Annotated in this window: 17 protein-coding genes; 4 read left to right on the top strand and 13 right to left on the bottom strand. The window is 63.0% G+C overall.

Features of this window, described 5'->3' with window-relative positions; translation table 11 throughout:
• Positions 1-29: 29 nt before the first annotated feature.
• From OJ996_RS13185 to OJ996_RS13150, 8 genes are all read right to left on the bottom strand, one after another.
• Positions 30-1,418, bottom strand: coding sequence for a DUF1501 domain-containing protein (locus tag OJ996_RS13185; RefSeq protein ID WP_264514069.1), 1,389 nt, complete (start codon positions 1,416-1,418; stop codon positions 30-32).
• A gap of 61 nt (positions 1,419-1,479) precedes the next feature.
• The gene (locus OJ996_RS13180) at positions 1,480-3,840 is read right to left on the bottom strand and encodes a DUF1549 domain-containing protein (RefSeq protein ID WP_264514068.1); all 2,361 of its coding nucleotides are present in this window, start codon (positions 3,838-3,840) and stop codon (positions 1,480-1,482) included.
• Positions 3,841-3,938: 98 nt separating this feature from the next.
• Entirely contained in the window at positions 3,939-7,538 is a 3,600-nt protein-coding gene (locus tag OJ996_RS13175) for a 3-keto-alpha-glucoside-1,2-lyase-like domain-containing protein (RefSeq protein WP_264514067.1), read from the bottom strand.
• 27 nt (positions 7,539-7,565) lie between these two features.
• Positions 7,566-8,270, bottom strand: a complete 705-nt coding sequence (locus tag OJ996_RS13170) for a hypothetical protein (RefSeq protein WP_264514066.1) — start codon at positions 8,268-8,270, stop codon at positions 7,566-7,568.
• 12 nt (positions 8,271-8,282) lie between these two features.
• Positions 8,283-11,672 (bottom strand): hypothetical protein, encoded by a 3,390-nt coding sequence (locus OJ996_RS13165; RefSeq protein WP_264514065.1) that lies wholly within the window; start codon positions 11,670-11,672, stop codon positions 8,283-8,285.
• Between the two features lie 166 nt (positions 11,673-11,838).
• Positions 11,839-12,291 carry a helix-turn-helix domain-containing protein gene (locus OJ996_RS13160; RefSeq protein WP_264514064.1) on the bottom strand — a complete coding sequence of 151 codons (453 nt, stop codon included), beginning with the start codon at positions 12,289-12,291 and terminating at the stop codon, positions 11,839-11,841.
• Positions 12,292-12,539: 248 nt separating this feature from the next.
• Entirely contained in the window at positions 12,540-12,953 is a 414-nt protein-coding gene (locus OJ996_RS13155) for a hypothetical protein (protein ID WP_264514063.1), read from the bottom strand.
• A gap of 2 nt (positions 12,954-12,955) precedes the next feature.
• Positions 12,956-13,777, bottom strand: a complete 822-nt coding sequence (locus OJ996_RS13150) for a polyphosphate kinase 2 family protein (RefSeq protein WP_264514062.1) — start codon at positions 13,775-13,777, stop codon at positions 12,956-12,958.
• A gap of 113 nt (positions 13,778-13,890) precedes the next feature.
• Here OJ996_RS13150 and OJ996_RS13145 point away from each other — a divergent pair, with 113 nt between their 5' ends.
• The gene (locus tag OJ996_RS13145; protein WP_264514061.1) at positions 13,891-15,438 is read left to right on the top strand and encodes a Ppx/GppA phosphatase family protein; all 1,548 of its coding nucleotides are present in this window, start codon (positions 13,891-13,893) and stop codon (positions 15,436-15,438) included.
• Positions 15,439-15,498: 60 nt separating this feature from the next.
• Complete coding sequence (ppk1, locus tag OJ996_RS13140) at positions 15,499-17,592, top strand: polyphosphate kinase 1 (RefSeq protein ID WP_264514060.1); 2,094 nt, start codon at positions 15,499-15,501, stop codon at positions 17,590-17,592.
• Between the two features lie 779 nt (positions 17,593-18,371).
• On the opposite strand, the gene OJ996_RS13135 is transcribed toward ppk1, so the two are convergent.
• The 3 genes from OJ996_RS13135 to OJ996_RS13125 form a co-directional block, all read right to left on the bottom strand.
• The gene (locus OJ996_RS13135) at positions 18,372-18,953 is read right to left on the bottom strand and encodes a hypothetical protein (RefSeq protein ID WP_264514059.1); all 582 of its coding nucleotides are present in this window, start codon (positions 18,951-18,953) and stop codon (positions 18,372-18,374) included.
• Between the two features lie 609 nt (positions 18,954-19,562).
• Positions 19,563-21,077: a bifunctional metallophosphatase/5'-nucleotidase gene (locus OJ996_RS13130; protein WP_264514058.1), complete on the bottom strand. Its 1,515-nt coding sequence runs from the start codon at positions 21,075-21,077 to the stop codon at positions 19,563-19,565.
• A 53-nt stretch (positions 21,078-21,130) separates the two neighbouring features.
• Positions 21,131-22,249 (bottom strand): metal-dependent hydrolase, encoded by a 1,119-nt coding sequence (locus tag OJ996_RS13125; protein WP_264514057.1) that lies wholly within the window; start codon positions 22,247-22,249, stop codon positions 21,131-21,133.
• A 151-nt stretch (positions 22,250-22,400) separates the two neighbouring features.
• On the opposite strand from OJ996_RS13125, the gene rpmI reads away from it, so the two are divergent.
• The gene (gene rpmI / locus OJ996_RS13120; protein WP_264514056.1) at positions 22,401-22,610 is read left to right on the top strand and encodes a 50S ribosomal protein L35; all 210 of its coding nucleotides are present in this window, start codon (positions 22,401-22,403) and stop codon (positions 22,608-22,610) included.
• Positions 22,611-22,745: 135 nt separating this feature from the next.
• Positions 22,746-23,123 (top strand): 50S ribosomal protein L20, encoded by a 378-nt coding sequence (rplT, locus tag OJ996_RS13115; protein WP_264514055.1) that lies wholly within the window; start codon positions 22,746-22,748, stop codon positions 23,121-23,123.
• 111 nt (positions 23,124-23,234) lie between these two features.
• Here rplT and OJ996_RS13110 read toward each other — a convergent pair whose 3' ends face one another.
• On the bottom strand, positions 23,235-24,377 hold the full coding sequence (locus OJ996_RS13110; protein ID WP_264514054.1) for an FtsW/RodA/SpoVE family cell cycle protein: 1,143 nt from the start codon (positions 24,375-24,377) through the stop codon (positions 23,235-23,237).
• Between the two features lie 8 nt (positions 24,378-24,385).
• On the bottom strand, positions 24,386-25,249 hold the full coding sequence (locus tag OJ996_RS13105; RefSeq protein WP_264514053.1) for a LysM peptidoglycan-binding domain-containing protein: 864 nt from the start codon (positions 25,247-25,249) through the stop codon (positions 24,386-24,388).
• Position 25,250: the final 1 nt, after the last annotated feature.

Below are 25,250 nucleotides of genomic sequence, written 5' to 3'. Positions count from 1 at the left end.
TTTTCGGCCCTGCCGAAAGGAACCGAACCCTAGGCAAACATGGAATCGACGGAGCGCCCCTTGCCATCTTCCGTGGCATAGAAGGGACGCTTCTCGACATCGTAAACTGTCTTCGGGCTGATGCCCATGGCGGTAAAGATCGTAGCGTGAAGATCGGTGATGCTGACGGGATCCTTCACCGCGATCAGCGGGCGCTCGTCGGCGGTGGCACCGTGCACGTAACCCTTCTTCGTTCCGCCGCCGAACATGACTACCGAAGAGCCGCCGGTGAAATGGCGGTGCAGGCCGTAGTGGGTCATGTTCTCCAGCGTCTCGGACTTCACGCGCGCCTGGTCCTTCGCTTCGGATCCCGGTACGCCCTCGATCATCATGTCGCGGCTGAACTCGCTCGCGATAATGACAAGGGTGCGGTCGAGCATCCGCCGTTCTTCGAGATCGCGGATCAGTCGCGCGATCGGACGGTCGATCTCCTGCTTGAGCTTGGCGACCGTCTCATGACCGTTCTCATGCGTGTCCCAGTGAATGAACGGAATGTACTCCGTGGTCACCTCGATGAAGCGCGCACCGGACTCGGCGAGACGGCGGGCAAGCAGGCAGCCGCGGCCGAACCGGCCTTGGCCATATGCTTCCAGCACTTCCTTCGGCTCGCGGGTCAGGTCGAAGGCTTCCTTCTCCTTCGAGCCTAGCAGGCGATGCGCATTCTCCAGCGATCGGAGCATGGACTCCTGCTGGTAGTCGCTCATGAAGTCGCGGTCCGGATGGGCATCCACCAGCTTGCGGTAGAGCTTGTAGCGATTGCCGAATCGCCCCGGATCCATCCCCTCCGGCGGCCGCACGGAGCGCGCCGCTTCATCGGGATAAGGCAAATTGAAGGGCCCGAACTCCGCTCCGAAGAAACCGGCAGTGGTGAATGCCTTGAGCTCCTCGCTCTCGCCGATGCCCTCCAGGCGCTGGCCGATATTGATGAAAGCCGGCATCACCGGATTTCGCGGACCCAAGGTGCGCGCCATCCATGCCCCGATATGCGGCGCGGCCACGGTCTGGGGCGGGACATAGCCGGTATGCCAATGGTATTGGTGCCGCGAGTGCAGGATACTTCCCAGATCCGGTTGGACATGCGAACGGATCAGGGTGGCCCGGTCCATCAGCTTGGCGATCTCCTCCAGTCCTTCGCTGATCTTCACTCCATCCAGCGTGGTATCGATCGCGGGGAAGGTACTGAGGATCTTATCCACCGGCGCGCCCTTCCGGAAAGGGAGGTAGGCCTTGGGATCGAAGGTCTCCGGTGCCGCCATTCCTCCCGCCATCCATAGCAGGATGCAGCAGTCGGCCTTGGCTGCGGGGTGAACGATCTTCTCTTCCGACGCCAAGGCGCGCGCACCGCCCGACATCAGGGCCGCCAGGCTGGAAGCGGACATCGCTTTCAGGAACGCGCGGCGCCTGGCGCCTTCGGAGAGGAAAGGATCATTCATGACCGAATCAGCGGACAAATTGGAACTCGGGAAGCAGCAGCACCATCCAGAGCAGGTCTTCGATCGCTTGGCGGGACGGGCGGACACCCATGTCCTTCACCAGCACCTGCTTCTCCGGAGCCGTGGGCCGGCGACCCAAGGCACGCATGTAAACGGAATCGACCAGCTTCTCGGGCGGCATCGCCTTGCGATCCAGACCGTCCGCCCCCTGTTTGAGCAGGGCGGCAAGCACCTCACCATTGGCGAGGTCGATCGCTTCGAGCGTGGTGATATTGTCCGGGCGCATGCTCACGATCTGCTCGCGGTTGGGCCGTCCCAGCGCACGCATCAGGAGATCGGAGTTTACCAGCGAAGCACGGACCATCGGACTTCCGCTTTCGCCATCCAGACCGGCGGCAAGACCGGTGACGAAGCGATCCCACACTCCTGCCGAGGCAGCCTCGGCAGCCGGTTGCCAATCGCGCGGCGCCTTGCTGAAGCGGCCCTGCGAATCAGGCAGGCTGGAAGTCCACTTCCATGAGTCGCCCGTGGCGATCACGGTCTTGCTGCCATTCGCCAGCAACGCGTGGGCTTCGAAGATGAAGCCAGCGGGATTCGGACCTTCACCGCCGTTGCGAACGACGACGATCAGGGAGTTCCTGCCGCTGCGGAAATTAGTCAAATCCACACTCCGGGCCCGTGGTCCCTCCGGCGGATTCTTCTCGGAGGCCACCAGCTTCCCGTTCACGAAGATGTCCGCTTCGTTGTCGGCGATGAAGACGGCGCGCACGGAAATCGGATCCGCCGCCAGTAGAACTTCGGTGCCGAGCGAAATCATGTCGCCCGCAGGCATCGCGGAGGAAGCTGACGGCGTGGACCAGACCCACTTGGCATTCAGTTCCCCTCCCCCGCCCGGAACTTCACGCGGGATTCCCGGGACCGTCTTGTCAGGTGCGGTCCCCGTCAGCATCCAGACCGCATCCACGAATTGCTCGGCACTCATCCGCTTGGGCAGCGGGCCGCGGAAGACCGCCGGGTCGTCGCCTTGTGCTATGGTGATGCTCTGCGCCTGATAAGCTTGGGAGGAAACGATGACCGCGAGGGCCTTCTTGAGATCGTAGCCATCTTCGGCGAAACGCACGGCCAGATAGTCGAGCAGATCCTCGCTCCACGGCGGCGTGTCCATGGCATCCACCGGGTGCACGATGCCGCGCCCCATGAGCCGGTGCCACAGACGGTTCACGATCGTGCGCGTGAAGCGACCGTTGTCCGGATGCGTCATCAGGTTGGCGAGCTGCTTCAGCCGCTCGGGCTGCGGAGCATTCGCATCCACCTCGCCGAGTTCCGGGAAGATCCAGCCGGGCTTGGCCATGCGTCCGGTCGGCTTGTCGCAACGGGCAATCTCGATCGGTGCCTGGGAATAGATCGCGGCGAGACCGTAGGCCTCGTCCAGCTTCCAGCGGTCCACGAAGCTATCGTGGCAGGAAGCGCACTTCATGTTCAGACCTAGGAAAGTCTGGGAGATGGATTGCGAGAACTGGACCTCACGGGTTTGGCTCGCATTCACACTGCCACGCCATTGGATCCCGTCGATGAATCCGCGCGACTCGTCATTCGGCGGCGCCAGCAGCTCCCTCGCGAAGACGTCGTAGGGTTTGTTGGTGACGAGCGATTGGTAGAGCCACTTGGTGATCTGCTTGCGACCGCCATCGATGTAGCCGGTTCCCTGATAGTCGTTCCGCAGAAGATCGTTCCAAAAGCTGAGCCAATGTTCCGCGTAGTCCGTGTCGCGTGAAAGGATCTCGGTGATCGCGCGGTCGCGTTTGCCCGGCGACTTGTCCGCCACGAAGGCATCCACCTGCTCCGGCGCGGGCAGTAGCCCGGTGAGGTCCAGGGTCAACCGGCGGATGAATGCGGCATCGTCCAGAGCTCCGGGGCGGGTGATCTTGTTCTGCTGGAAATAGGCGTCGATGATCCGGTCGACGGGATGATTCCGTCCGCCGACGACCGGGGGCAGTTCCGGGCGGCGGGGCTTGAGCGGTGGCTCGTAGGCGTCTTTCCCGAAGGTGAAGCCCGGCTCCCATGCCAAGCCGCCGTCGATCCACTCGCGCAGGACATCGATCTGATCCTCCGGCACGCGCGCCCCCTTCGGCGGCATGCGGTCGCTCTTGTCGTCCGACTCGAGGACTTCAATGAAGAGGCTGTCCCCGGCCTTGCCCGGCTCGAGGACGGCTCCGTTCTCCGATCCCGCGAGCAAAGCCTCGCGGGTGTTCATCGAGAAGCCGCCCTTCTTCGCATCGCCCATGTGGCATTTGCCACAGTGCTCGCGCAGGACCGGGACCACTTGGTGGGCGAAGTCCACGGCCCCGGCGAGCGGGGCCGTAGCCATGAGGATGGAAAGGAGAGGCGTCCGGGCCCGGAGAACCCGGGGACGCGCTTCCGCCGCTCCTGTCACAACCGCTTTCATCGCATCAATCTGGCGCAGTCTTACTTACCCAGCAGGTAAGCCAGCAGGTCTTTCAATTCATCCGGGTTCAGCCGGTTCACCAACGCCGCCGGCATCGGCGAGATCGGGGAGGGCTTGATGTCCTTGATCTGGTTGCGCTCGATTTCCATCGTGGCGCTGAAGTCGAAGGGACTGGTGGCAACGATCCAGTGTTCATCCTTTTCCTCGATCAACTTGCCGACCACCTGTGAGCCGTCGTGCTTGATGATCGTGTCAAAGGCGTATTGGTCGGACACCACCTTGCTCGGTTCCAAGATCGCTTCCGCGAGATCGCGCACACTGAAGCGACCGCCCACCGCGGTGAGGTCCGGACCGGCGGAGCCACCCTCGCCACCAAAACGGTGACAGGCGGCGCAGAGCGAAGCCTGATACATCTTGCGGCCGTTCTCCTTGTCACGACCGGCCAAGCCTTCGTTCGCCAGCTTCTCGATCTCGTTGATCGTCCACTCGCGGCCCGGGCCCTTTACGGGTGGCAGATTGGCCAGCGGATGCGGGATCACCGCCGGAGACAGCTTCTCGATCCATGCACGCTCTTCCGAGGTGCTGGTGGCGAGCGCCTGGTTGCGGAGATCCTTGATGAATCCGGCATAGCTTTCACCACCGCTCTTCTCGAGCAGACGGTCGAACCATGCGAAGTAGCGCTTCCGCTCGTCCTCGGGCCAAGGGCCCTTCACCACACGCAGGCAGTTGATGTAATGGATGATCTGGGCGGGCGGCAAGTTGGAGACCATGCGCTCCACGGTGGCACCGTAGTTGGTGTTCCGCTTCGCGACAGCCAGCCAATCCGGAGCCGGGGCGGGACCGGTGGTATCCATCAGCGCCAGCGTGCGGCCGACGATGCCCGGTGCTTGGAGATAGCCGAGCATCCGGCACAGCTCGCGGTTCAACTCGGCATCATTCGCCGGGAAGGACGAATCGATCTTGCCCAGCACGGCGGAACGCTCCGGATCGGAGGGCTGACCGTGACGGGCAAAAACAAGGCCAACGGCGCGCAGCCAGTTGAGTTGCTGCTGCTTGTCGAGCTTGGCCCAGTCGAGCCCGCCCAAGGTATCCAGGATCAGCTTGCGCTGTGAGGAGGTTCCGGTGCGGGCGAGAGCCAGAGATCCTTGGATCACGCGCCACGGATCGCTCTCGCGGGCGAGTTCCTTGGCGATGACCGAGGCTCCCGCGGCTTCCACCGCGAGGCGGGATTCATAGCGGGTCAAGCGGTCCGGCGCGCCCATGCCTTCCCAAGCCCCGGCCTTGTCAGCCAGTTCAAGCGGCTTGGCTTCGAAGGTCACGGGAGCGGTGGACTCGCTGCCATCGTAGGTCACGCGCCAGAGCGAGGATGCCGTGCGGCGGCCGCCGGTCAGGAAATACATCGCGCCATCCTTGCCGATCACGCCATCCGTGACGGGCAAACCGCTGCCGGCCACGAAGTCTTCGCGCTCCGCCTTGTAGCCAGCACCGTCCGGCGTGAGGTGGATCGCGTGGATGGTGGCGTAAGTCCAGTCGAAGGCGTAGATGGCCTTCTGATACTTCTCAGGGAATTTCGCGCCCTTTCCGGAAAGAACTCCGGTCGGAGATCCCGGACCCATGTCGATCTGGGAGCTCATACTATCTTCATAGTAGTCGGGCCAGACACCGCTGCCGTTGCGCCAGCCGAACTCGGCACCCGGAACCACATGGCAGATCCGGGTCGGGCGATACCACGGCATGCCCAAGTCCCACTCCATGTCCGAATCGTAGGCGAAGAGATCGCCCTTCCAGTTGAAGCCGATGTCGTAGGCGTTCCGGAAGCCCATGGCGAAGAGCTGCCACTTCGAAGTTTCCAGGTTCATCCGGGCAACCCAGCCGCCGGGGGCCATGCGGTCATGCGCGTGGCCCTTCGCATCCGGACGGCGCGGCAGGAGTTGGTCTTCCTGCCAGACCTTCGCCGGCAGGGAGGAATCCATCTCGGGAAGATCGGTGAAGTTACCGGCGACGAAGTAGAGCCACTTGCCATCGGGCGAGGGCACCAGACCGTGCGGTCCGTGCTCGCCGCGACCGTTTACGGCCAGAAGCTGCTCGGCCTTGTCCGGCTCGCCGTCGCGGTCGGTATCGGTGACGCGATAGACACCGGCACTGTCGCCGCCTTCGTTCACCGTGACGTAGAGCACTCCGTTGTGCCAGAGCAGGCCATGCGCGCCGCTCAAGGGAATTGCGGTCGGGGTGACAACCGTGGACTCGTCCGGCCCGGACGGCGGCACCACGCGGTAGATCTTTCCATACTGGTCGGAGCATAGCAGGCGGCCTTTGTCATCCATGGTCATGGCGACCCATGAACCTTGCACGCCGGGAACCTTGTAGAGGCGCTCGACACGGAAACCATCGGCCAAGGTGAACTCCGAGCTCATGTCGGTTGCTCCACCGTTGTCGCTGCCTTCCGGCTCCATCACCGCACCCCAGGGCGGACCACCCATGGTGCCCACGCTGACGGCAGGTGTCCAATTGCGCGCCGTGAAGCGCTCCTCCTGCCAGCCGCGCGCACCTTCCAAGCTCGTCAGCCACTTGTCGTCGGACACCAGGAAGATCTTCCGGCCGTCCTTCAGCGTGGCGCTGAAACGCAGGGCCATGCCGGCACTGCCATCCTGATTGCGGCCTTCCACCGCGATCACATTCCTCGCGCCCGGGCGGATCAGCTTGGCCACATCGTGGCTCGCTGGCACGCCCCATTCGCTGGTCCAGCCCAGATCCTTGCCATTCACCCAGGTCCGCTGCCAGTTGTCGCAGCTCACCGTGACAGTGGCGGACACGATGTCGCGCGGTAGTTCAAACTCACGGCGGAAAAAGGCCTTCTGGTCGTTGCCCGGCTTGTCGCTTTGCCAGATCCACTTGACCGTCGGCTCCGGCGTCTTCGCGGCGGCAGCGGCCGTCTTCTTGCCGGGAGCGGCGGCACGGATGCGGATGTCCTTGAACTCCGCCTTCATCGCCGGTCCGGCGTGAAGCTGCAGCGCGATCACACCCTTCTTCGCGGCGCGGGCGGCATCGGTATCGTGAATCTCGGCGATCTGCTTGCCATTGACGAAGTGCTGCAGCGTATCACCCACCGCGATCACCTTGTAGGTGTTCCAATCGGAAAGCGTGGTCGCCGGACGTTGGAACTGGCCCACGACTTGCGGCGTCGCGGCGAGCTCGACCTTCTGCCCGCTCTCGCACGCGATCCCGCGACCTTGCTCTTCATAGAGCATGCCGAGGTACTTCGCATCGGGATGGAGATCCATCTGGTAGCCGCCGACCTTCCATTGCCCGGCATCCATCACCTTGCTGCGGTACTGGAGCCCGGAGTTGTTCTGTCCGGTCACGCGGGCCTTGTACTCGATCTCGAAGTCCGCGGGCTCGCCGCCCTTCCAGATCAGGAAAGTATTGGCACCCACCTTGCGGGCGCCGTCATCGGTTTCACCCACCAGCGTGTCGCCTTCGACGCGCCACAGCCGGGTATCACCTGACCAACCGGAGAGATCCTTGCCATTGAAAAGAGGTTTCCACTCCTGCGCACCGGCTACGGCCGCGCCGGAAACGAGGAGGAGAGAAGAGACGATAGGTGGAACGAGGGCGTGCATTTGATAGTGGCAACAGAACGAACAGCATTACGGATTCTTTCCCTCGGCTTGCTTCCCGTCGGAAGGATTGTCCGGAAAGGCGAAGATACGGGGAATGGGAACGCCGGGTTCGTTCACGACGAACAGAACGGTGCGGGCCCGCGGATCATGCTGCCAGCGGGTCTCGCAGATCGGTTGGGCGGTGTTGTTCGCACCGCGGTAGGAGAGCTTCACGTTGTAGTCCTCCGCAGCAGTCGCAGGCGGATCGATGGTCACTTTCGAGCGTGCCTTCACCGCCAGCTTCTGTGTTCCCACGTCACCACCGACATCGGTTGCGGTGAGGTTGTACCAAAGCATCTGCCCTGCTTTGAAACGATCGGCGCTGGCATCGATCACCTGCATGCGCACCGGCGTCACCTTGTTCGAGGGATCGGCAGTGACCAAGAGGTAGAAGGAACCGATGCCCTCTGCCACTGCGGCCGAGGGAGCTGCCGGATTGACCGGCTGGCCCTCCGCCGGAGGTGCCGTGAGCATGCGCAGTGTCAGCGCCCCCGCAGGCATCTCGTAGGGCGTCGAGAGATTCATGCGCGGCGTCTCCACCTGACGGGCGGTCTTGCCATCGTGGAGGTAGAGCGGTTCGGGAACGGTTCCCCGCTCGCCTAGCATTAGCAGGCGGCAAGTCCGCCGCGCGGTATCCTGGGCGTTGGATGCAAGAGGAAGGAGGCCGATCAAAAACAGAAGAATCACTCGCATGAAGGTAACATGTCAGATCTCCGACGGACTAAGCCAGCGGAAGCTTGTAATTTCGAACCGGCGGCCGAAGACCTTGTTCACCGGGGATGTCGGCAGCGTGGTGATGTCCGGATTGTCCAAGGGATCGACGAAATCCCGGGTCCGGCTCACCACCGCCTCGCACACGGCACGCGCCAGAACCCTGCCGTCTTCATCCCGCGCATCGCCGTGCGCACGGATCACGAAGGTATCGTCCCGCGCCGAGAGGATCGGCGCGATGGGACGGAGCAGGTCCGCCTGACGGATCCAACCGGGCAGGCCGAATGCACTCTCCCCTGCTGCCGCAGCCGGGAAACGGTATTCCGCTTCGGAAGCATTCGCGGGCAAGCTCGGTGCATCCTTCGACAAGCTCTGGATCGCCGAGTAAGGATTGCCCGCCCCGCTCTCCGCCATCCGGTTCAATGCGGTTTGCACCGCACCGGCCAACGCAAGATCGCCGGAGGAAAGCTGCCGGTTGATGAACTCGGAAAGCGAGAGGAAGGGGCCGCGGACGCGGACCTGATTCACAATCTCCTTCGCCAGATTCTCGATCTGGGCATCGCTCAGCACCCGGTAGCCGGTGAACTCGGAAGCACCTGCAAACGCTCCGGATGAACCCGGCTTGCCCGCCTCCACATCGCCCGCGATGCTGAAGCGGCTGACATTGTGATCGGTGTCTCCCGAGGTATCCACGCTCCATGCCGTGCCCGACTCCTGGATGTGCGCGACCTTCTGCTTCCGGGCATGGCCGAGAAGGGCCTGCCAAGCGACCACTGAAGTCGAGTTGACGTTGAACATCCCCTCCACCTCCAGGCGCGAAGCAATCGTCTTCCATGCATTCGAGCTTCTCACATGATCGTTGAAGAGCTCCGTGGCATTCGCGGTCTTGCCGGCGGCATAGAAGGCATCCTCCGCGATCGGCCGGTAAGCACGGTTGCCCAAGGGCAGCCCCTCGCTCACGAAGTCGGTATAGTTCTGCTGCATGCTCTTCCCGGAGGTCCCGTAAGCCGTGGGATTCGGGGCGATCGACGAAACAAACCAATCATCGAACAGGATGTGGTTCGCGCAGTAGGAATCATCGTGCTGCAAGTTGTCACCCAGGCTCGCGTTGGAAGGATCGACCACCGCACTGGCGGGTACCAGCGGCGAGGCATCGCTGTTCCCGATCAGGTTGAAGGCGAACGGCGGCACCGGATTCTCGTAGCGCATGTCCCAACCCTGCAACTCGCACAAGGACTGCACCGGACGCACCGGGATGTCTGCGATCACGCAGCGCGAAAGCCCGTCGCCTGCCAGGAAGCCGGTCACGATGTAGCCGCGCTGCGAGGTATTGCTCGCATTCGGCAAGTAGCTGTCACCACCCGCGGAGTGCTCCACGAAGCTATAGTCGAACGGCGAATTCACCGGATGGCGCGTGCCGAGATAGTGGCGACGGATCGTGTCTTCCACGATGTCCTTCGTACCCATCGCCGTGTAGTTCACCAGCGGACTCGACTGCACAAAACCCTTCGCCGGAATGTGCGTGCGGCTCGCCATGCGCGCACCGAAGATCGCGGACATGAAAGGCACCGGGTTGCTCGCCGCGGTGCTAAGGGAGCCCGAAGCCAGGTTCGGCAGCGCGGGATACACCACCGATGCCATCTGCGGCGTGTAGGTCATCCGGTAGGCCAAGTGCGGCGAGGTCGAACCGTTCACGAACATGTCCATGAAGATCCCCACCCCGAGCGAGATCCGCCCGTCCACGCTATCATCATAAGTCGTGTCGAACTTCGCGTCCGCCTTGATCGTCGATCCCGGCGAAACCGCGATCGGCTTCCCTGCACCGTCCACGAGAGGCACATAGTGCCCGCCCTTGTTGCCGCGATAGCCGGCCTGCAGCGGCAGCACCGCGTCCGCCGCCTGATACGAGTTGCTGCCCGGGCTGAAGATCCGGGTTTCCCCCGGCTTGAAGGAACCGGGCGATGCGATCTGGTAGCGCATCTGCGTCGCCGTGCTCATCGGCGGCTGATTGTTCGTGCTGCCCGCGAAAAGGCTGTTGTAAGTCGCGCCCGTCGTCCCGTTGACCGTGTAGCGCAGCGCCGCAGGGATCGGCTTGTTCAGGGTGAAGGTCACCGCCGGCCCTTGGACCTCGACGCTATACGGGTTCCACAGGGTGATTACCGGAGTCAGCAGCAGACGAGGCTGCACATAGCCGGCCGGAGGCGCCGGCGTCATCCCGGTCGGCGGGCCTGCGTAGTGGGAGAAGACCCACTGCACCCGTGCCACCACTGGCAGAACCCGTACCTTGTGGATGAAGTTGTAAGCATCCCCGTCGATCGCGAAGGAGCTCGCGGCGATACGGTTCCGCCCGCTCGATGTGGCAGTGATCCGCTTGTAAGCCGTGGCCCAATCCTTGAGATTCTCCCACGAGCTCACCGCCCCGTGGCGATAGATCGGGATCTGATTGCTACCCCGATAGCTGGACCAAGGATACAGCATCGACTTCGCCGGGTAGGCATTGCTGCCCGTCGGCTTCGTGAACATGATGTCCCGATCCGGCTTCTGACGGAAGAAGGGCAGGTTCGAGTTCGCCACCGAGCTCCAGTTCTCCGTCAGCAACGAGAAGTCCTTGCGCCAGCCGCCGGTCGCCGTGTTGGTCAGCAGGCCCACCGAGGAAGTGGACAGATCGTGGAAGAACTCCTTCGAGACCGCGAGGTCCTGCTTCTCCCCCACGAAGTCGCCCAGCTGATGCGTCACTACCTTGTTCGCGAGGGTCGGCTCGCTGATCAGGCTCTCCATCCGGAACATCTTGGGATCCGCAATCGAGTGCGACTTGGCCAGCGCCGACCAACCCGCCGCGCTGTCGTTCTCCGGCCGGAATGGCTTGGGCAGACGCGCCTTCTGGTTCTCGCCGCCAATCCACCATGCGATGGCACCGTCGTTCATGCCTTCGTCGATCTCCACCGGCTCCAGGTGAATCTCATAGTCCGAGCGCCCCGATCCGCTGCCCACGGTTTCCGGGCCGACCAGTGCCACACTACCCTTGCGCGCGGAGGTATCCGGCAGCGTCTCCTGGTTTCCGGAGATCATCCATGCTTGGAAACGGCCTTCCTTCGCCGACTCATAATTGCCCGGCGAGATCGGGCGTCCCTGGTTGTCATGGTCCGCACCCTCCCAGCTCTTCCAGACGCCGAGCACCGGCGGATTGCCATCGTCGAGGATGTCGGCACGTGCGGTCACGCGGGTGTCCAGCCCGGCCTGCCGCTGCAGATTCCCCAGCGCCAAGGCCAGCGACATCCGCGCATTCGCCCTCGCGCGGGCCGCTGCGTCATCGCGCGATCCGGTCCGCAGCGAGACCGACGAGAGCCCGAGCAGGCCCACGGAGAGCAACGTGATCAACACCATCAAGGACAGTGTGATGATCAAAGCGAAGCCACGTTGAAAGAGCCGGGCACCGCGCGGAAAACCCGACCGCGCGGCGCCCGCTCCTGCCCTGATGGCGGGGCGCGGAGAATGATTGGCTCGGCTAACTTGAGGATTCTTCATTGTTTGGGTTTGGGTGAAGAACCGCTCAGGCGCTACGAGCGCAGTTGCGTTGGAAGGAGTCCTTCCATTGCCCGGGCGTCAGCCCGAAGTGTTCTTTGAAAAGTCGGCAGAGATTCTTCGCATTGCGCAGTCCCGTCTCCATGGCCACGGGCTCCAGCTTGATGTCGTCCTCGCGCAGCATGTCCGCAGCCGCCTCGATCCGGCGGTTCAGCAGGTCACGCCCCACCGTGTTCCCCGTCACCGCGCGGTAGGCCCGGTGCAGCGAGCGCACGGACATCCCGCACTCGCGCGCCAGCGTTGTCACCGAGAGCGGACGGGAATACTCCTCGCGGATGGTCCGGATCACCTTGGCGATTCCCGGGAAATCTTCTTCATCCGCCAGCGGGCACATGGCGTCCGGCTCGATCGGCAGCACGGCATCCGGGCAGTCCGGGACCGATGCTTCGTGGTAGCACGTGTCGTATGTCTGGAGTTTCATGGGCTTTCTCCCCCGGTACTTTCCGGCGGATGCTGAACCCTTATCGAATCACGTGGGGAATGGATACCTATGTGTACCTATAGGAACCGATGAAAGCACTCAAAATGAGCGACTTACAGATCACCCCAATTTGGAAGATTTCGCGAAATATCGCGTCTCTTTGGGATTAAGAAAAAGCGGGTTTGGGTTAGATCCGCGATTTCCGGGTAACTTATACCGCCCGGAGCGCCCCTCCGACCTCCCTTATCTTACTCGTCCCCAGGCCCCAGGAAGATCTCCGGCTGCATCTCACCCTCGATCAATTTCCGGTTCCGGTAGAAGCGGACCATTTCCCCCTCTTCATCCACCACCGGGGAAAGCCCGCAGGTCAGGGAGGTGTATCGTACCGGCCCGATCGGGTGTTCCTCCGTCGTGAACCAGTCGTCGATTTTGCTCTCTTCCTTGAACTCTTCGAAGTCCTTGCCGGGAGCGATCCCGAGCAGCCCCAGCTCCTCCATCACCTTCGCCGGCCGCTTGCCCGAGTAGATCACCGCGTTGACCCGCTCGGACATCAGCGAGCGATACGGATCGAGCTGCTCGGGCTCCTTCTTCTCCTTCTCGCCCGTTCCGCAAGCGGAGAGAACCGCCACGCAGATCACCGGAGCTAACAGGTGTAGCCTCATTCTCAAACGATCTTCACGGAGGCGGGATCCCAGTCCGGCTTCGGGTAATCCATCCGCAGCCCCCGCAGCGTATCCACCATGATCCGCGCCACCACCAGGTTGCGGTACCACTTCCGGTCGCCCGGGATGATGTACCACGGCGCTTGGTCCGTGCTCGTCTTCTCGATCAGATCCTCATACGCCTTCTGGAATTCACTCCAGCGCGCGCGGTCGGACATGTCGTCCGGGTTGAGCTTCCAGTGCTTCGCCGGATTCGCCAGCCGGGATTCCAGCCGGCGCTTCTGCTCGTCCTTCGAGATCTGCAGGAACATCTTGATGATCGTCGTCCCCTCCTCCGCCAGCATCCGCTCGAAGTCCGTCACGTGCCGGTAACGCCGCTTCCACACCTCGTCGCCGAAGAGCTTCTTCACCCGCACCGCCAGGATGTCCTCGTAGTGGCTGCGGTTGAAGATCACGATCTGGCCGTTCCCCGGCACATGCGGATGCACCCGCCACAGGAAATCGTGGGCCAGCTCCTCCTCGCTCGGCTTCTTGAAGGCCTTCACGTTCACCCCCTGCGGATCCACCCGGGAGAAGACATGCTTCACGCACCCGTCCTTGCCGCCGGTGTCCATCGCCTGCAGCACGATCAGCACGCGGTGCTTGTTCTGCGCATAGAGCACCTTCTGCAGCGCCTGCAACTCGTCCCGCAGCTCGTCGAAAACCGTCTGGGACTCGATCTTGCCACCGCTGAAAAGCGAGCAATCGCCGGCATCCCACGCGGCGAGGTCCACCTTGTCTCCGGGTTTCACCCGGTACCGCTTGATGGATTCGCCGATTTTCATCGCGGCCCATGGTCATCCGCAGGCCCTCGTCATGGCAAGCATGGACTCCCGTGTTCTTTCACCGTCACACATTCGTCATTGAAAGGCCGCTGCTCCCGCGCTGTCTTTGGCCGATGTCTTCCGCCTCGACTGCCGACGCCACCGGATCGCTCGTCACCGCGATTCACGTCGGGGCCAGTTCCGTCTCTCTGCTCGTCGCGGAGGTCCTGCCGAATGGCTCCCACCGCGCCGTGGATTTCCTCGAGCAGCCCGCCCCCTTGGCCCGCGATGTCTTCCGCCACGGCAAGGTCAGCGCGGAGACCACCGAGCGCATCGTCTCCATCCTCGAGGACTATCAGGACGCCCTCGCCGAATACGGCGCGGATGGACATAACATTACCCGCGCCGTCGCCACCAATATCCTGATCGAGGCGACCAACTACGACGTCTTCCTCAACCGCATCCGCATCGCCTGCGGCCTCTCGATCAACCCGATCGATGACGGCGAGATGACCCGCCTGATCTATCTGAAGACCCGCCGCCGCCTGAAAGACACCCCGGCCATGAAGCGCCGCTGCACCTTGGTTGTCCACGTCGGCCCCGGGAATACCCGCGCCCTGCTCTTCCAGGAGGGTGCCATCACCCGCTACACCAGCTACCGTCTCGGCACCCACCGCACCCGCGAGGCCACCGATGGCACGCACGCGGAGGGCGCCGCCATGCTCCGCGTCATCCGCGAGCACACCAGCGGTAATCTCGCCCAGATGAAGTTCGACTATCATGACGTCGAACTCGATGCCCTGGTCGTGATCGGCTACGAGATCCAACAGATCGCCCGCTATCTCTCGAAGGGCGCCGGCGCCCACTCGCTCAAGTCGCTCAAGAAGACCACGCTGGAAGCCGCCCAGATGAGCGATCTCGATCTGGTCACCCGCTATCAGATCGATTACCAGACCGCGGAGGCCCTCCTCCCCGCGCTGGAGACGAATCTCGCCATCGCCGAGAACTTCGGCCTGAAGGAAGTCCACATCCCCTCCAGCGATTACGAGCAGGGCATCCTGCAGGACCTGCTCGTATCCGGCAGCCTCGTCGGCACCCTCGATCAGGAGGTGCTCCGCTCCGCCCGCATCCTCGCGCTCCGCTACCAATCGGATCCGCGCCACGGTGAGCACGTCGCGAAGATCTGCCAGCACCTCTTTTCCGAGCTGCAGCAGCTCCACGGCATGACCAAGCACGATGCCATGCTGCTGCAGGTCGCCGCCATCCTGCATGAGGTCGGCACCTTCGTCAGCCCGCGCGCCCACCACAAGCACTCGGAGTACATCATCCTGAATAGCGAGATCTTCGGGCTTGATCGCCAGGACATCACCATGGTCGCCATGATCTCGCGCTACCACCGCCACTCCGGCCCGCGCATCGATCACCCGAACTACCGCGATCTCGATACCGTGGACCGCATCCGCGTCTCGAAGCTCTCCGCCCTGCTCCGCGTGGCGGATGCCCTCGAGCGCACCCACGACCAGCGCGTCCACGAAATCGTCATCCGCCGTGACGATCGCCGCTTGCGCCTCGTCCTCCCCGGCGTGACGGATGCCGCCGTCGAACGCCTCGCCATGGCCTCGAAGGGCGACCTCTTCGAGCAAGTCTTCGGCCTCGAGGTCGTCATCGACGACGCCGGCTAAGTCCGTCTCCTCAAGCCCCTCGCTACTCGCTACTCGCTACCTGCTACTCCATCTTCTTCCATGCCTCTTCCCTTCATCAACCGCGAGCTGTCCTGGCTGGAGTTCAACCAGCGCGTGCTGAATGAAGCCCTGCGCGCGGATCTCCCCCTCCTGGAGCGGGTGAAGTTCCTCGCCATCACGGCATCGAATCTCGACGAGTTCTTCCAAGTCCGGGTCGGCAGCCTCATGCTGCTTTCCCGCAGCGGCCGCAAGGCAGCAGATCCCTCCGGCATGACGCCGAACCAGCAGCTCACCGCCATCCGCAAGCGCGTGCAGCAGATGGTGGAGAGCCAGTATGAACTCTTCCGGGACACCCTTGTCCCCGCCCTCAACTCCGCCGGCATCCGCTTCCTGAATACGAAGGGCCTGACCGCCACCCAGTCGGACCAAGTGGCCGCCGCCTTCCACGATGCCATCTCGCCGCTGCTCACCCCGCTCGGCGTGGTCCCGGGCGAGGACCCGCCCGCAGTTCCGGCCCTGCAACTGATCGTGGCCTGCCGCGTCTCCGATCCCGAGACCTCCACCGTCCGCCACGCCATGGTGCCGATCCCCGAGGGCATCCCGCGCCGCTTCCCGGTGAGCGATGTCGGCGATAGCTCGGCTTTCCTCCTCGTGGAGGACATCGTCGCCCTGCATGCCCACGAACTCTTCCCCGGTGAGGAAGTCGAGGCCACCGCCTGCTTCCGCGTCACCCGGAATGGCGATATCGCCGTGCAGGAAGAAGACGCCTCGGACCTTGCCGGCGAGATGGAAGAAGTCCTCGCCGCCCGCAAGCTCTCGGACACCGTCCGCTTGGAACTCCCCGTCAGTCTGCCCCGCGATCTCGCGAAGGTGATCCAGGAAGTTTGCCGCGCTTCCAGCAATGAGATCATGCGGATCAATGGCCCGCTCGCTCTCTCCCAGTTCATGGACCTCGCCTTCCTGCCCGGCATGGAGGCGTTGCGGGATGAGGACTGGCCCTCACAGCCCTCCCCGGACCTCGCTCCGGGCGAATCGATCTTCGAGGCCATCGGCCGCCGCGATCTGCTACTACATCACCCGTACGAAAGCTTCGAGCCGGTCATGCGCCTCGTGGAAGAAGCCGCGGATGACCCGCAGGTCGTGTCCATCAAGCAGGTCCTCTACCGCACCGCCCGCCAGTCCCGCATCATCGATGCCCTCATCCGCGCCGCGGAGAATGGCAAGACCGTCACCGTGCTCGTCGAGCTCAAGGCCCGCTTCGATGAAGCGCGCAATCTGCTCCGCGCGGAAGAACTCCAGCGCGCCGGTGCCCAGATCGTCTACGGCGTGAAGGGGCTCAAGACCCACGCCAAGATCTGCCTCGTTGTCCGCCGCGAGGATGGCCGCCTGCGCCGCTACGTCCACCTCGGCACCGGCAATTACAACGAGAGCACCGCCAAGCTCTACACCGATATCTCGCTGCTGAGCTGCCGCCCCGAGTACGGAGCCGATGCCTCGCTCTTCTTCAATGCCGTCACCGGTCGCTCGAAGCTCCTCCGCTTCCAGCGCCTCGTCCCCGCGCCCACCGCGATGAAGCCGCGCCTGCTCGACCTCATCGCCTCCGAGGCCGAGCGCGCCCGCCAGGGCGAGCCCGCCCGCATCCTCGCGAAGGTCAACTCGCTCCAGGACCCGGACATCATCGCCGCCCTCTATCAGGCCTCCAAGGCCGGCGTGGAGATCAACCTCAACGTCCGCGGCATCTGCTGCCTCAAGACCGGCGATGCCAAGCACTCGAAGCACATCCGCGTCGTCTCCATCATCGACCGCTTCCTCGAGCACGCCCGCATCTTCTACTTCCACCAGGGCGGCGACCCCGGCATCTTCATCGCCTCCGCCGACTGGATGGGCCGCAACCTCGACCGCCGCGTCGAGCTCATGATTCCCGTCGAGGACAGCCGCGCCCGCCGCCGCCTCCTCCGCATCCTCGAAGCCTTCTTCCAGGACAATGCCCAAGCCTCCAAGATCCTCCCCGACGGCTCCTCCGAACGCCTCAGGCCCGCCCAAGGCGAAAAGAAATTCCGCGCCCAGGAATTCTTCTTCAAGGAAGCCCGCAAAGCCGCCAAAGCCCGCGAGCACGAACGCGCCATGACCTTCGAGCCCCACGTCCCGAAGTAGCCTCCGGGAGCGCGGACTTTAGTCCGCTCGAACCGATCTCGCTGCCCCGCTCACCTCAGGCCTCTAGAGCCCCAAAGGGGCGGCAATGAGAAAGCCCAGGGTAAGGAGCAACGCGACGCAACCCTGGGTATACCGCCAAAAGTGATTGGTGCCCTGAAGGGGCACAAGGGGGCCGCCAAGTGATTCCGGTATCCCTACCGAAGGGCATCGACATTCTTTCCTCGCGTTTGGTCTCATACCAAATCTCCCGATAAAGGAGACCTCTTCAAAGAGGGCGGCAGGGACCACGGATTTACGGATTCAAAGGCCTCCTGGAGTCCTTGCGGAACAAGCACTTCCCCATCCCTGAATCCGTAGAAATCAGTCGTTGCTGCCGCTCCCTTCAAAGAGTCACCTTATCTCTTTGATTTGGTCTCAGAGCCCAATGCGTACCCGAACCTCCCTCCCCCGCTTCGCTCCGTGTCTCGCTCCGTGTCTCGCTTCGAAGTGAGCCCCCGGACACCCCCGGACCCTGCCTGAAGAATCAGGGCCTTAGACTTGCGGGCAAACGGCAAGCGCCTCGACTCCCCCGTGAACGGCAACGTCGTTCCCTCCTATAGCCCAAGGGTGACGCGACGCAGGAGCGGCTCCCTTGGGTTGGCATCGGAAACAAAACGAACATCAAAGAGCTTCCTTCGTGCTGGATCGCAAAGCCGCCAAAGCCCGCGAGCACCAATGAGCCATGGCTTCGATTCCCACGTGCCAAAGTGAATCCTAAAAAACTTTGCATTCGCTCGGCCTCAATTCGCTTTCTCGGAAGCTTCTTTATGCGTGATGTCCATAGTAGTCCTGAGCCAATAAGCGATCTCCATGATGCCTTCCTCGGGCAACACTTCGGTGCAAGGCCAATGTATATTCTCCTGTTCGATAGGATGAATTCTGATGAAGTGCGGACCCACGAATCTTTCCTTGATCTCGCTGATCAACTCAGCTTCTGAGGAGCTGAAAGCAAAAACCACAAGGTCCTCATGCGTGAAGGTTGTTTGCTGATAGAACGTGTGAGCCCCGGCTTGATTGATCCCTTGATTATGGTCGAGTGTAGCGGATGGGATCAGACATCCTCCCGTGTGAATGTGCCGAAGGGGCCGGAAATGGGGACTGGAATTTCTGCCGATGTAGATCGCCCAATTCGGCAGAGGCGCTTTTGATCTAAAGACTGCCTCGCGATCTTTTGGAGGAACTGCGGCAGTGAACGGGTCCAATTGCTCCGCCATTATGGTGGAATTCGTGAATTTCAAAGCAAGCCAGTGCTGAGATTCGCGGTCGAGAGTGATGGGCTCACTCCTCATTAATGACTCGATAAGCGGCTTGGTCTTTTCCACGATCCTGTTCATCCAGCCTCCATTGCATGTGCGGCACACGATGTGGAGACGCTGCTGAAGCATGTTGCCCTTCCTTACAATGTTCCGGCCCCGATCCGTGACCACGATGTGCTTTGCTTTGAAATCATGGGTCCATGATACAATCCCGTTGCCGTGAGATTGCGTGGGAGGGAGAGCCTTCTTCATCCAATTTGCCCAAACGTGCTCGTGATTCAGTCCGAGCTCGTTGCAAAAGATGCATCGTCCCTGGCGTTGGCGGGGCTTTCTCTTCACGTCGATACTATGTTCTTTTGGTGAAGAAATAGAAAGCCACGGCCACCAGGCGCGGACGGGGCGTGATGACGAGAGCAGATCAGACTCTAGGCGGCGATGTTCATGCTGGGCCTCTCCTTTGTTGTCCCTTATAGACGGAGAGACAAGGTGACCATGACGCTACGCAGTCTCTCATATCTCTCCCCGAGAACACACTAATTACGAAAGCGGTATCCCTTGCCAGAGGGTTCCGGAACTTCCTGCTCGCGACGATGCCGACCGGCGACCTCGTCAGGGATCTCATCGAGATCATGAACCACGACCCCTTCGAGGAATCACTCGACTGCTGACGATCCCTCAAATCTCCTTCTTCTCCAAAAGATAATCGATCAAGGCCTGCCTTGTCGCCACAGGCACCTCGCGGCGGCGGCTCTCCGGCTTCATCAGGATCTCGTTCAGGCGCAGCAGCCGCTGCCCGCCCGATTGCCCGTCGTAGCTGTTGAAGCCGATGCGGTATCTCCGCGCCGGATCGACCGGCTGGCCTTGGAAGAGGAACTTCTTCGTCTCGCCGGAAGGGCTGAGCTCGATCTCGAAGGGCCAGAGCAAACGCTGGCCGCGGTCTTCCGAAACGATCGTGACCAGTTCGGCAGGCGTGAGCTCCGCCACCACCATGCCGTTCTCGTAGGGCAGCAGCTCCCAGCAATCGGCCACCGTCTTCTCCCCCGGCAGGATCGGATCCTTGCCGAAGGTGCCGTGGAAGACCCCCTCCACCGGCGATCCGGCCTTCTCCAGCGCGGTCGCGAAGGCCTGGCAGAAGAGCGGTGCCACACCGGCCGCCGGGATCTCCGCCTTCACCGTGCAGACCTTCCGCTTCATGTCCTGGTCCGCCTTCGCCAGCTCCGGCTTGGCGATCTCCATCACCTCCTTGTCGAGCTCGAAGCGGGAATCCATCAGCACCGTGAAGGCACGCCGCTCGATCAGCTTGCGGCTCTCCTTGTCGAAGGTGAGATCCACCCGCCCGCAATGGATGCCGAAATAATTCGCCTGCGTGCAGAGCACCCGCCCGGACATCCACGAAGGCTGGTCCTGGTGCGTGTGCCCGGCGAGGAGCACATCGACTCCCTCCACTTCCGTGAGCATCTGCCTCACGGGATTCGCGAAGTCGTCCTGGAAGCGGAAGCCGAGATGCCCGAGCACCACGATCGCATCCGGCTTCTCGGCCTTGATCTCCTCGAGGCTCTGCCGCAGCGACTCGACCGGATTGAGCACCTCCACCCCGCCCAAGGTATCGGGTGTGAGCCAGTACGGCAGCCCCGGCGTGACGATGCCGACGAGACCGATCCGGAAACCGCCGACTTCCTTCACGATCCACGGCTTCACCTTTTCCCACGGCCCGGGCGCGCTGCCGGACAGATTGCCATCGATGCTGATATTACCCGTCAGCACCGGGCTCTTCGAAGCCACCAGCACCTCTTCCAGGTTCGGACGGCCCCAGTCGAAGTCGTGGTTGCCTAGCGCCCAGGCATCGTACTCAAGCTTGTTAAAGAGCTCGATCATGATCTTGCCGCCGGTATTCAGTCCGACCGGCGTGCCCTGATAGACATCCCCGATGTCCACCAGCAGCGAGTCCGGGAACTCCTTCCGCCAGCGCTTGATCTGGGTGGCGCAGCGCGCGAAGCCGCCGACATCGCCCAGCCCTTCGTAGGTATGCGTCGGCAGGATGTGCCCGTGCAGGTCGGTGGTGTGGAAGATCGAAACGGTCTTGCCCCGGCGCTCGGCGGCCGCGCGACCGGCCAAGGTCGCCCCGAAAAAGGCTCCCCCGGCGGCAAGGAATCGGCGGCGGGAAACGGGGGCGAAACAACTGTCCTTCATTTGCCCACAAGGGGCCATGAATCGCCGGGCGCATCAATCCCCAATCCCCGGCTTCAGCGCTCCCCGGAGAGATATTCCTGGATCACCCCCGGGTTCCCGATCAACCGCGGCATCGAGTTCCCGCCGGACGAATCCATCGCATCCGTCTCCCCGAAAATCCGCCGGAACATCCGCCGCAGCATCTCCGTCCCGCCGCGGGATTCCGGAGACTTCTGGTGCAGCCGGTCCTTCTCCGCCCCCGCTTCGAAGGTCCAGGCAAAGGTCGGCCGCAGTGCCACCCCCCGTTCGTCCCACACCCGTCCCTCGCCGAATCTCAAATCCGCCAGCCAGATCCCCCCCGGCGCCTCCCGCGCGATCCACCAGCCCTTCGAGAACTCCCGGATCGTCTTCACCTCCCGCTCCTCCGCATATTTCGCCATCGCGGCTTCCCCCTTCGGCACGATCACCCAGCGCACCGGCAGCTTCGGATCGTCGAACACCGAGCGATACCCGATCCAGATCTCCCCCTGCCGCTCCACCGCCACCCGCCACAGCAGGATATTGAACGCACTCGGCCCTTCCATCCGCCGCTGCCAGCTCACCCCCCGCCGCGCCAGATCCCCCTCCACCTGCTTGCTCACCACATGCTTCGCCCAGAAGCTCAGGCCCACATAAAAACAACTGATCCCCAAACACCACCACGCCGAGCGGATCCCCTTCCCCTTCTTCCAGTCCTTCGGCTGCACGAAAAGCCCGATCACGATCGCCACCAGCAGCGGCAGCGTGAAGATCGGATCGATGATGAACAGATTGTCCGTCGAAACCGGATAGCCCGAAAAGGGATCGAAGATCCGCGTCCCGTACACCGTGAAAACGTCGATCAGCACGTGAGTGCTCCACGCCAGGAAAACAAACAGCCCCGCCCGCTGCGGCGTCACCTTGTCCTTCTTCCAGCGCTTCGCCAGCGGCTTGGCCAGCCACCACGACACCAACACCATCAAGATCAACGAGTGGGAGATCCCCCGGTGCCAGCGCAACGTCCGCGCCGTATCCAGCAGCGGCGTGAAAATCACATCCAGATCCGGGATCGTCCCGAACAGCGCCCCCCAGCCCAGCGCCCGACGGCCGATCTGCCGCCCCAGCACCAGCTCCCCCACTACCGCCCCCAGTGCCGCCTGCGTGATCGAATCCACCCGCGCAGCAAACCGGGGACCCGCTCCGCCGGTCAAGCCCCGCCCTACTTTTACAGAATCCCCCGCCCCAACCCCCGAATTTTCAAATTTTGCCCGCAACAGGACGCTTTTGCCTTGCCAACCCGGGCCCTCCCCCTAGTTTCGCCGCCCCATGCCACGCGTCTCAGGAAAAGCAAAGACTCGAAAGGCTGTTGCCAAGCGTTTCAAGGTGACAGGAACCGGTAAGGTTCTGCGCCGGAAGCAAGGCGCCCGGCACTTGCTCCAGTGCAAGAACCGCAAGCGCAAACGGAATCTCACCCATTCCGCCCTTGTCTCCGACGCCGACATCAAGAACGTGAAGGAAAACCTTCCGTTCCATTAAGCGAAGCAACAATCCGCGCCCCCGTCCGCGCCTCGGACGGCCTCCATCTCAGCCTGACCCGTAAGGGTACTGCCGGACAAGCGAGACTGAGGGAGGTAACTAGAACCAACGGCCTGTCCGACCCAAAAAGAAAACATGCCACGCGCCACCAACAGCCCGGCTTCACGTGCCCGCCGCAAGCGGGTGCTGCTCCGCGCCAAAGGCTTCCGCGGTTTCCGCTCGAAGCTCTTCCGTTACGCCAAGGACGCCGTCCGCAAGGCGATGACCTATGAGTATCGTGACCGTAAGAAGCGCAAGGGCCAGTTCCGCCGCCTGTGGATCCAGCGTATCAGCGCTGCGACCCGCAACGAGGGCCTGACCTACTCCCGCTTCATCGAAGGTCTCAATGCTGCCGGCATCGAAGCCGACCGCAAGATCCTCGCCGATCTGGCAGTGAAGGACGCCGCCGCGTTCTCCGCCATCATCGCCCAGGCCAAGGCCGCTCTCGACAAGAAGTCGAAGGCTGCCGCCTGAGGATAGGCAAACGATCCTGAAAAGCCGTCCGGCCTCGTGCCGGGCGGCTTTTTTCGTTCCAAGAGGATCGCAAGAAAAACCGGAGCCGACCTTCTCAGCTCCGCACCCGGCTCACAGCTTCACCGCATACGACCTCATCCCTGCCACCGGCAGCTGTCGATACTCCGCCGGTCGCGAACGCCGGTGAATCCCGCACAACAGCCCGATCGCCCCCAGCGAGATCAGCAAGCTCGTGCCGCCGAAGCTCACAAACGGCAGCGGCAAGCCGTCATTCGGAAATGCCGCCGTCGTCACCGCGATGTTCACCATCGCCGGCACCACCACGATGCAAGTCAGCCCGATCGCCATGCAGCGGTCGAAAATGGTGGCGGCCTGCATCGCGATCGAACACCCGCACACCGCGATCACCACGTAGCAGAGCACCGTCCCCAGCGTGAAGGGCAGGCCTAGTTCCTCACCCACCACCGGGAAAATGAAGTCGCTGTAGGCGAAGGTCAGCGTGCCGAATTTCTCGCTGCCATTCCCCAGCCCCACGCCATCCGGGCCACCGTTGCCGAAGGCCAGCAGCGCACGCCATTGCTGCATGCCCTTGCCCAGCTGGTGCTGCTCCAGATCCAGCCAGGCCACGATCCGCGACCAACGGTTGTCGTTCGAGTGCACGAACCACACCGCCCCGCCGATCCCCGCCAGCGCCGTCGGCACCAGGTAGAAGAGCCGCGTCCCCACGCAAAAGAAAATCGCCCCCGCCGTCACCGACAGTGAAAGCGCCGAACCCACGTCCGTCTCGATCGCGATCAACCCGATCGGGATCGCGATGATCACACCCGGGATCACGAAGCCACGCCAGAAAGTCCCCGTCTCCGTCTGCCAGCGCGCAAACCATGCCGCCATCGCGATCACGATCACGATCTTCGCCAGCTCCGAGGGCTGGAACTGCCCCAGCAGCGGAATCTGGATCCAGCGGTTCGCACCGAACTCCGGCTTCGCGAAACCCGGGACGAAACAAAGGGCCAGCAGCACGCAAGTCGCCGCCAGGGCCACCGGCCACGCTTTCCTCATCCACATCGGGTTCACCCGCGATGCCACGCAGGCCCCGATCAAACCGACACCCACCATCACACCCTGCCGCACCAGCAGCTTGTATTCATACTCCACGTTCTTCACCCACGCACTCGTACTGGTCAGCATGACCAGACCGAGAACGACCAGTGCCGCGACGGCGGTGCAGAGAATGATAGAGGCGCTACGGTGCATGGGGGGTATCAGGGGAGGGTGAGCTGCATGCCCACCTTGAGCTTCTTCGGGTCGGAAATACGGTTGGCTTTCATGATCGCCGCCGGGGTCGTCTTGTTGGCGTTCGCGATCTTCCAGAAGGTATCGCCGGATTTCACGGTGTACTTCGTGGCGCTGCGTGCCGGAGGCGCTTCCTGCACCTCCGTATTCATCGTCGAGCGGGGCTCGAAGTTCGCGGCTTCGCTATTGCCCGTCGGGCGCGTCAGCGCAGGCTTCACCAGCACCGCTTGGCTCGCGGCGGCGGTCTCCACCATCGGCGGAGCCGTGCGCAGCGGATCGGCGTTCACCACTTCCGGCTCGTGCACCGCACTGCCATCTCCCAGGCGGCGCAGCTCGTCCGGCTCCACCGCCACGATGGTGCGTGCCGGCAGGCGCAGGATGCGGCTCGCGCGCAGCTCGATGTTGTCGTTCGCCTTGCGCAGATCTTCTTCCTTCACCCCGGCTGCAGCCGCGATGCTCGCGTAGGTATCACCCGCACGCACGATGTGGATGCCGTCATCCTCACCCACTTGCGGCAGCGGCGTGGACGAATCCGGCAGCGCCTTCGCCGGCTGGATCTCCGCCTTCGCCGCGGTCACGGCGGCTTCCTGCTCCGGCTCTTCGAACCAATGGCTGTGCGCGAAGATACCGGCGATCGCCACCACGTGGATCACGAGGATCACCACCAGTGCGCGGGCAATGCCCAGGTTCGGCACATCGCCATCCACTTCCGGCACCGGTGCGGCTGCGGTGGAGGCGCGGTGCTTCTTGCTGCGGACAATGTTCGCGAAGTAGGTGCGGAAGGCACCCTTCTTCACCGGGCGGCGCTTGACGGTCAGACTGGACAATTTCATG

Origin of the sequence: Luteolibacter rhizosphaerae, from assembly GCF_025950095.1 — a bacterium.
Lineage (GTDB): Bacteria > Verrucomicrobiota > Verrucomicrobiia > Verrucomicrobiales > Akkermansiaceae > Haloferula > Haloferula rhizosphaerae.
The sequence above is the reverse complement of the archived record's forward strand: the minus strand, read 5'-3'. Positions and strand labels throughout refer to the sequence as shown.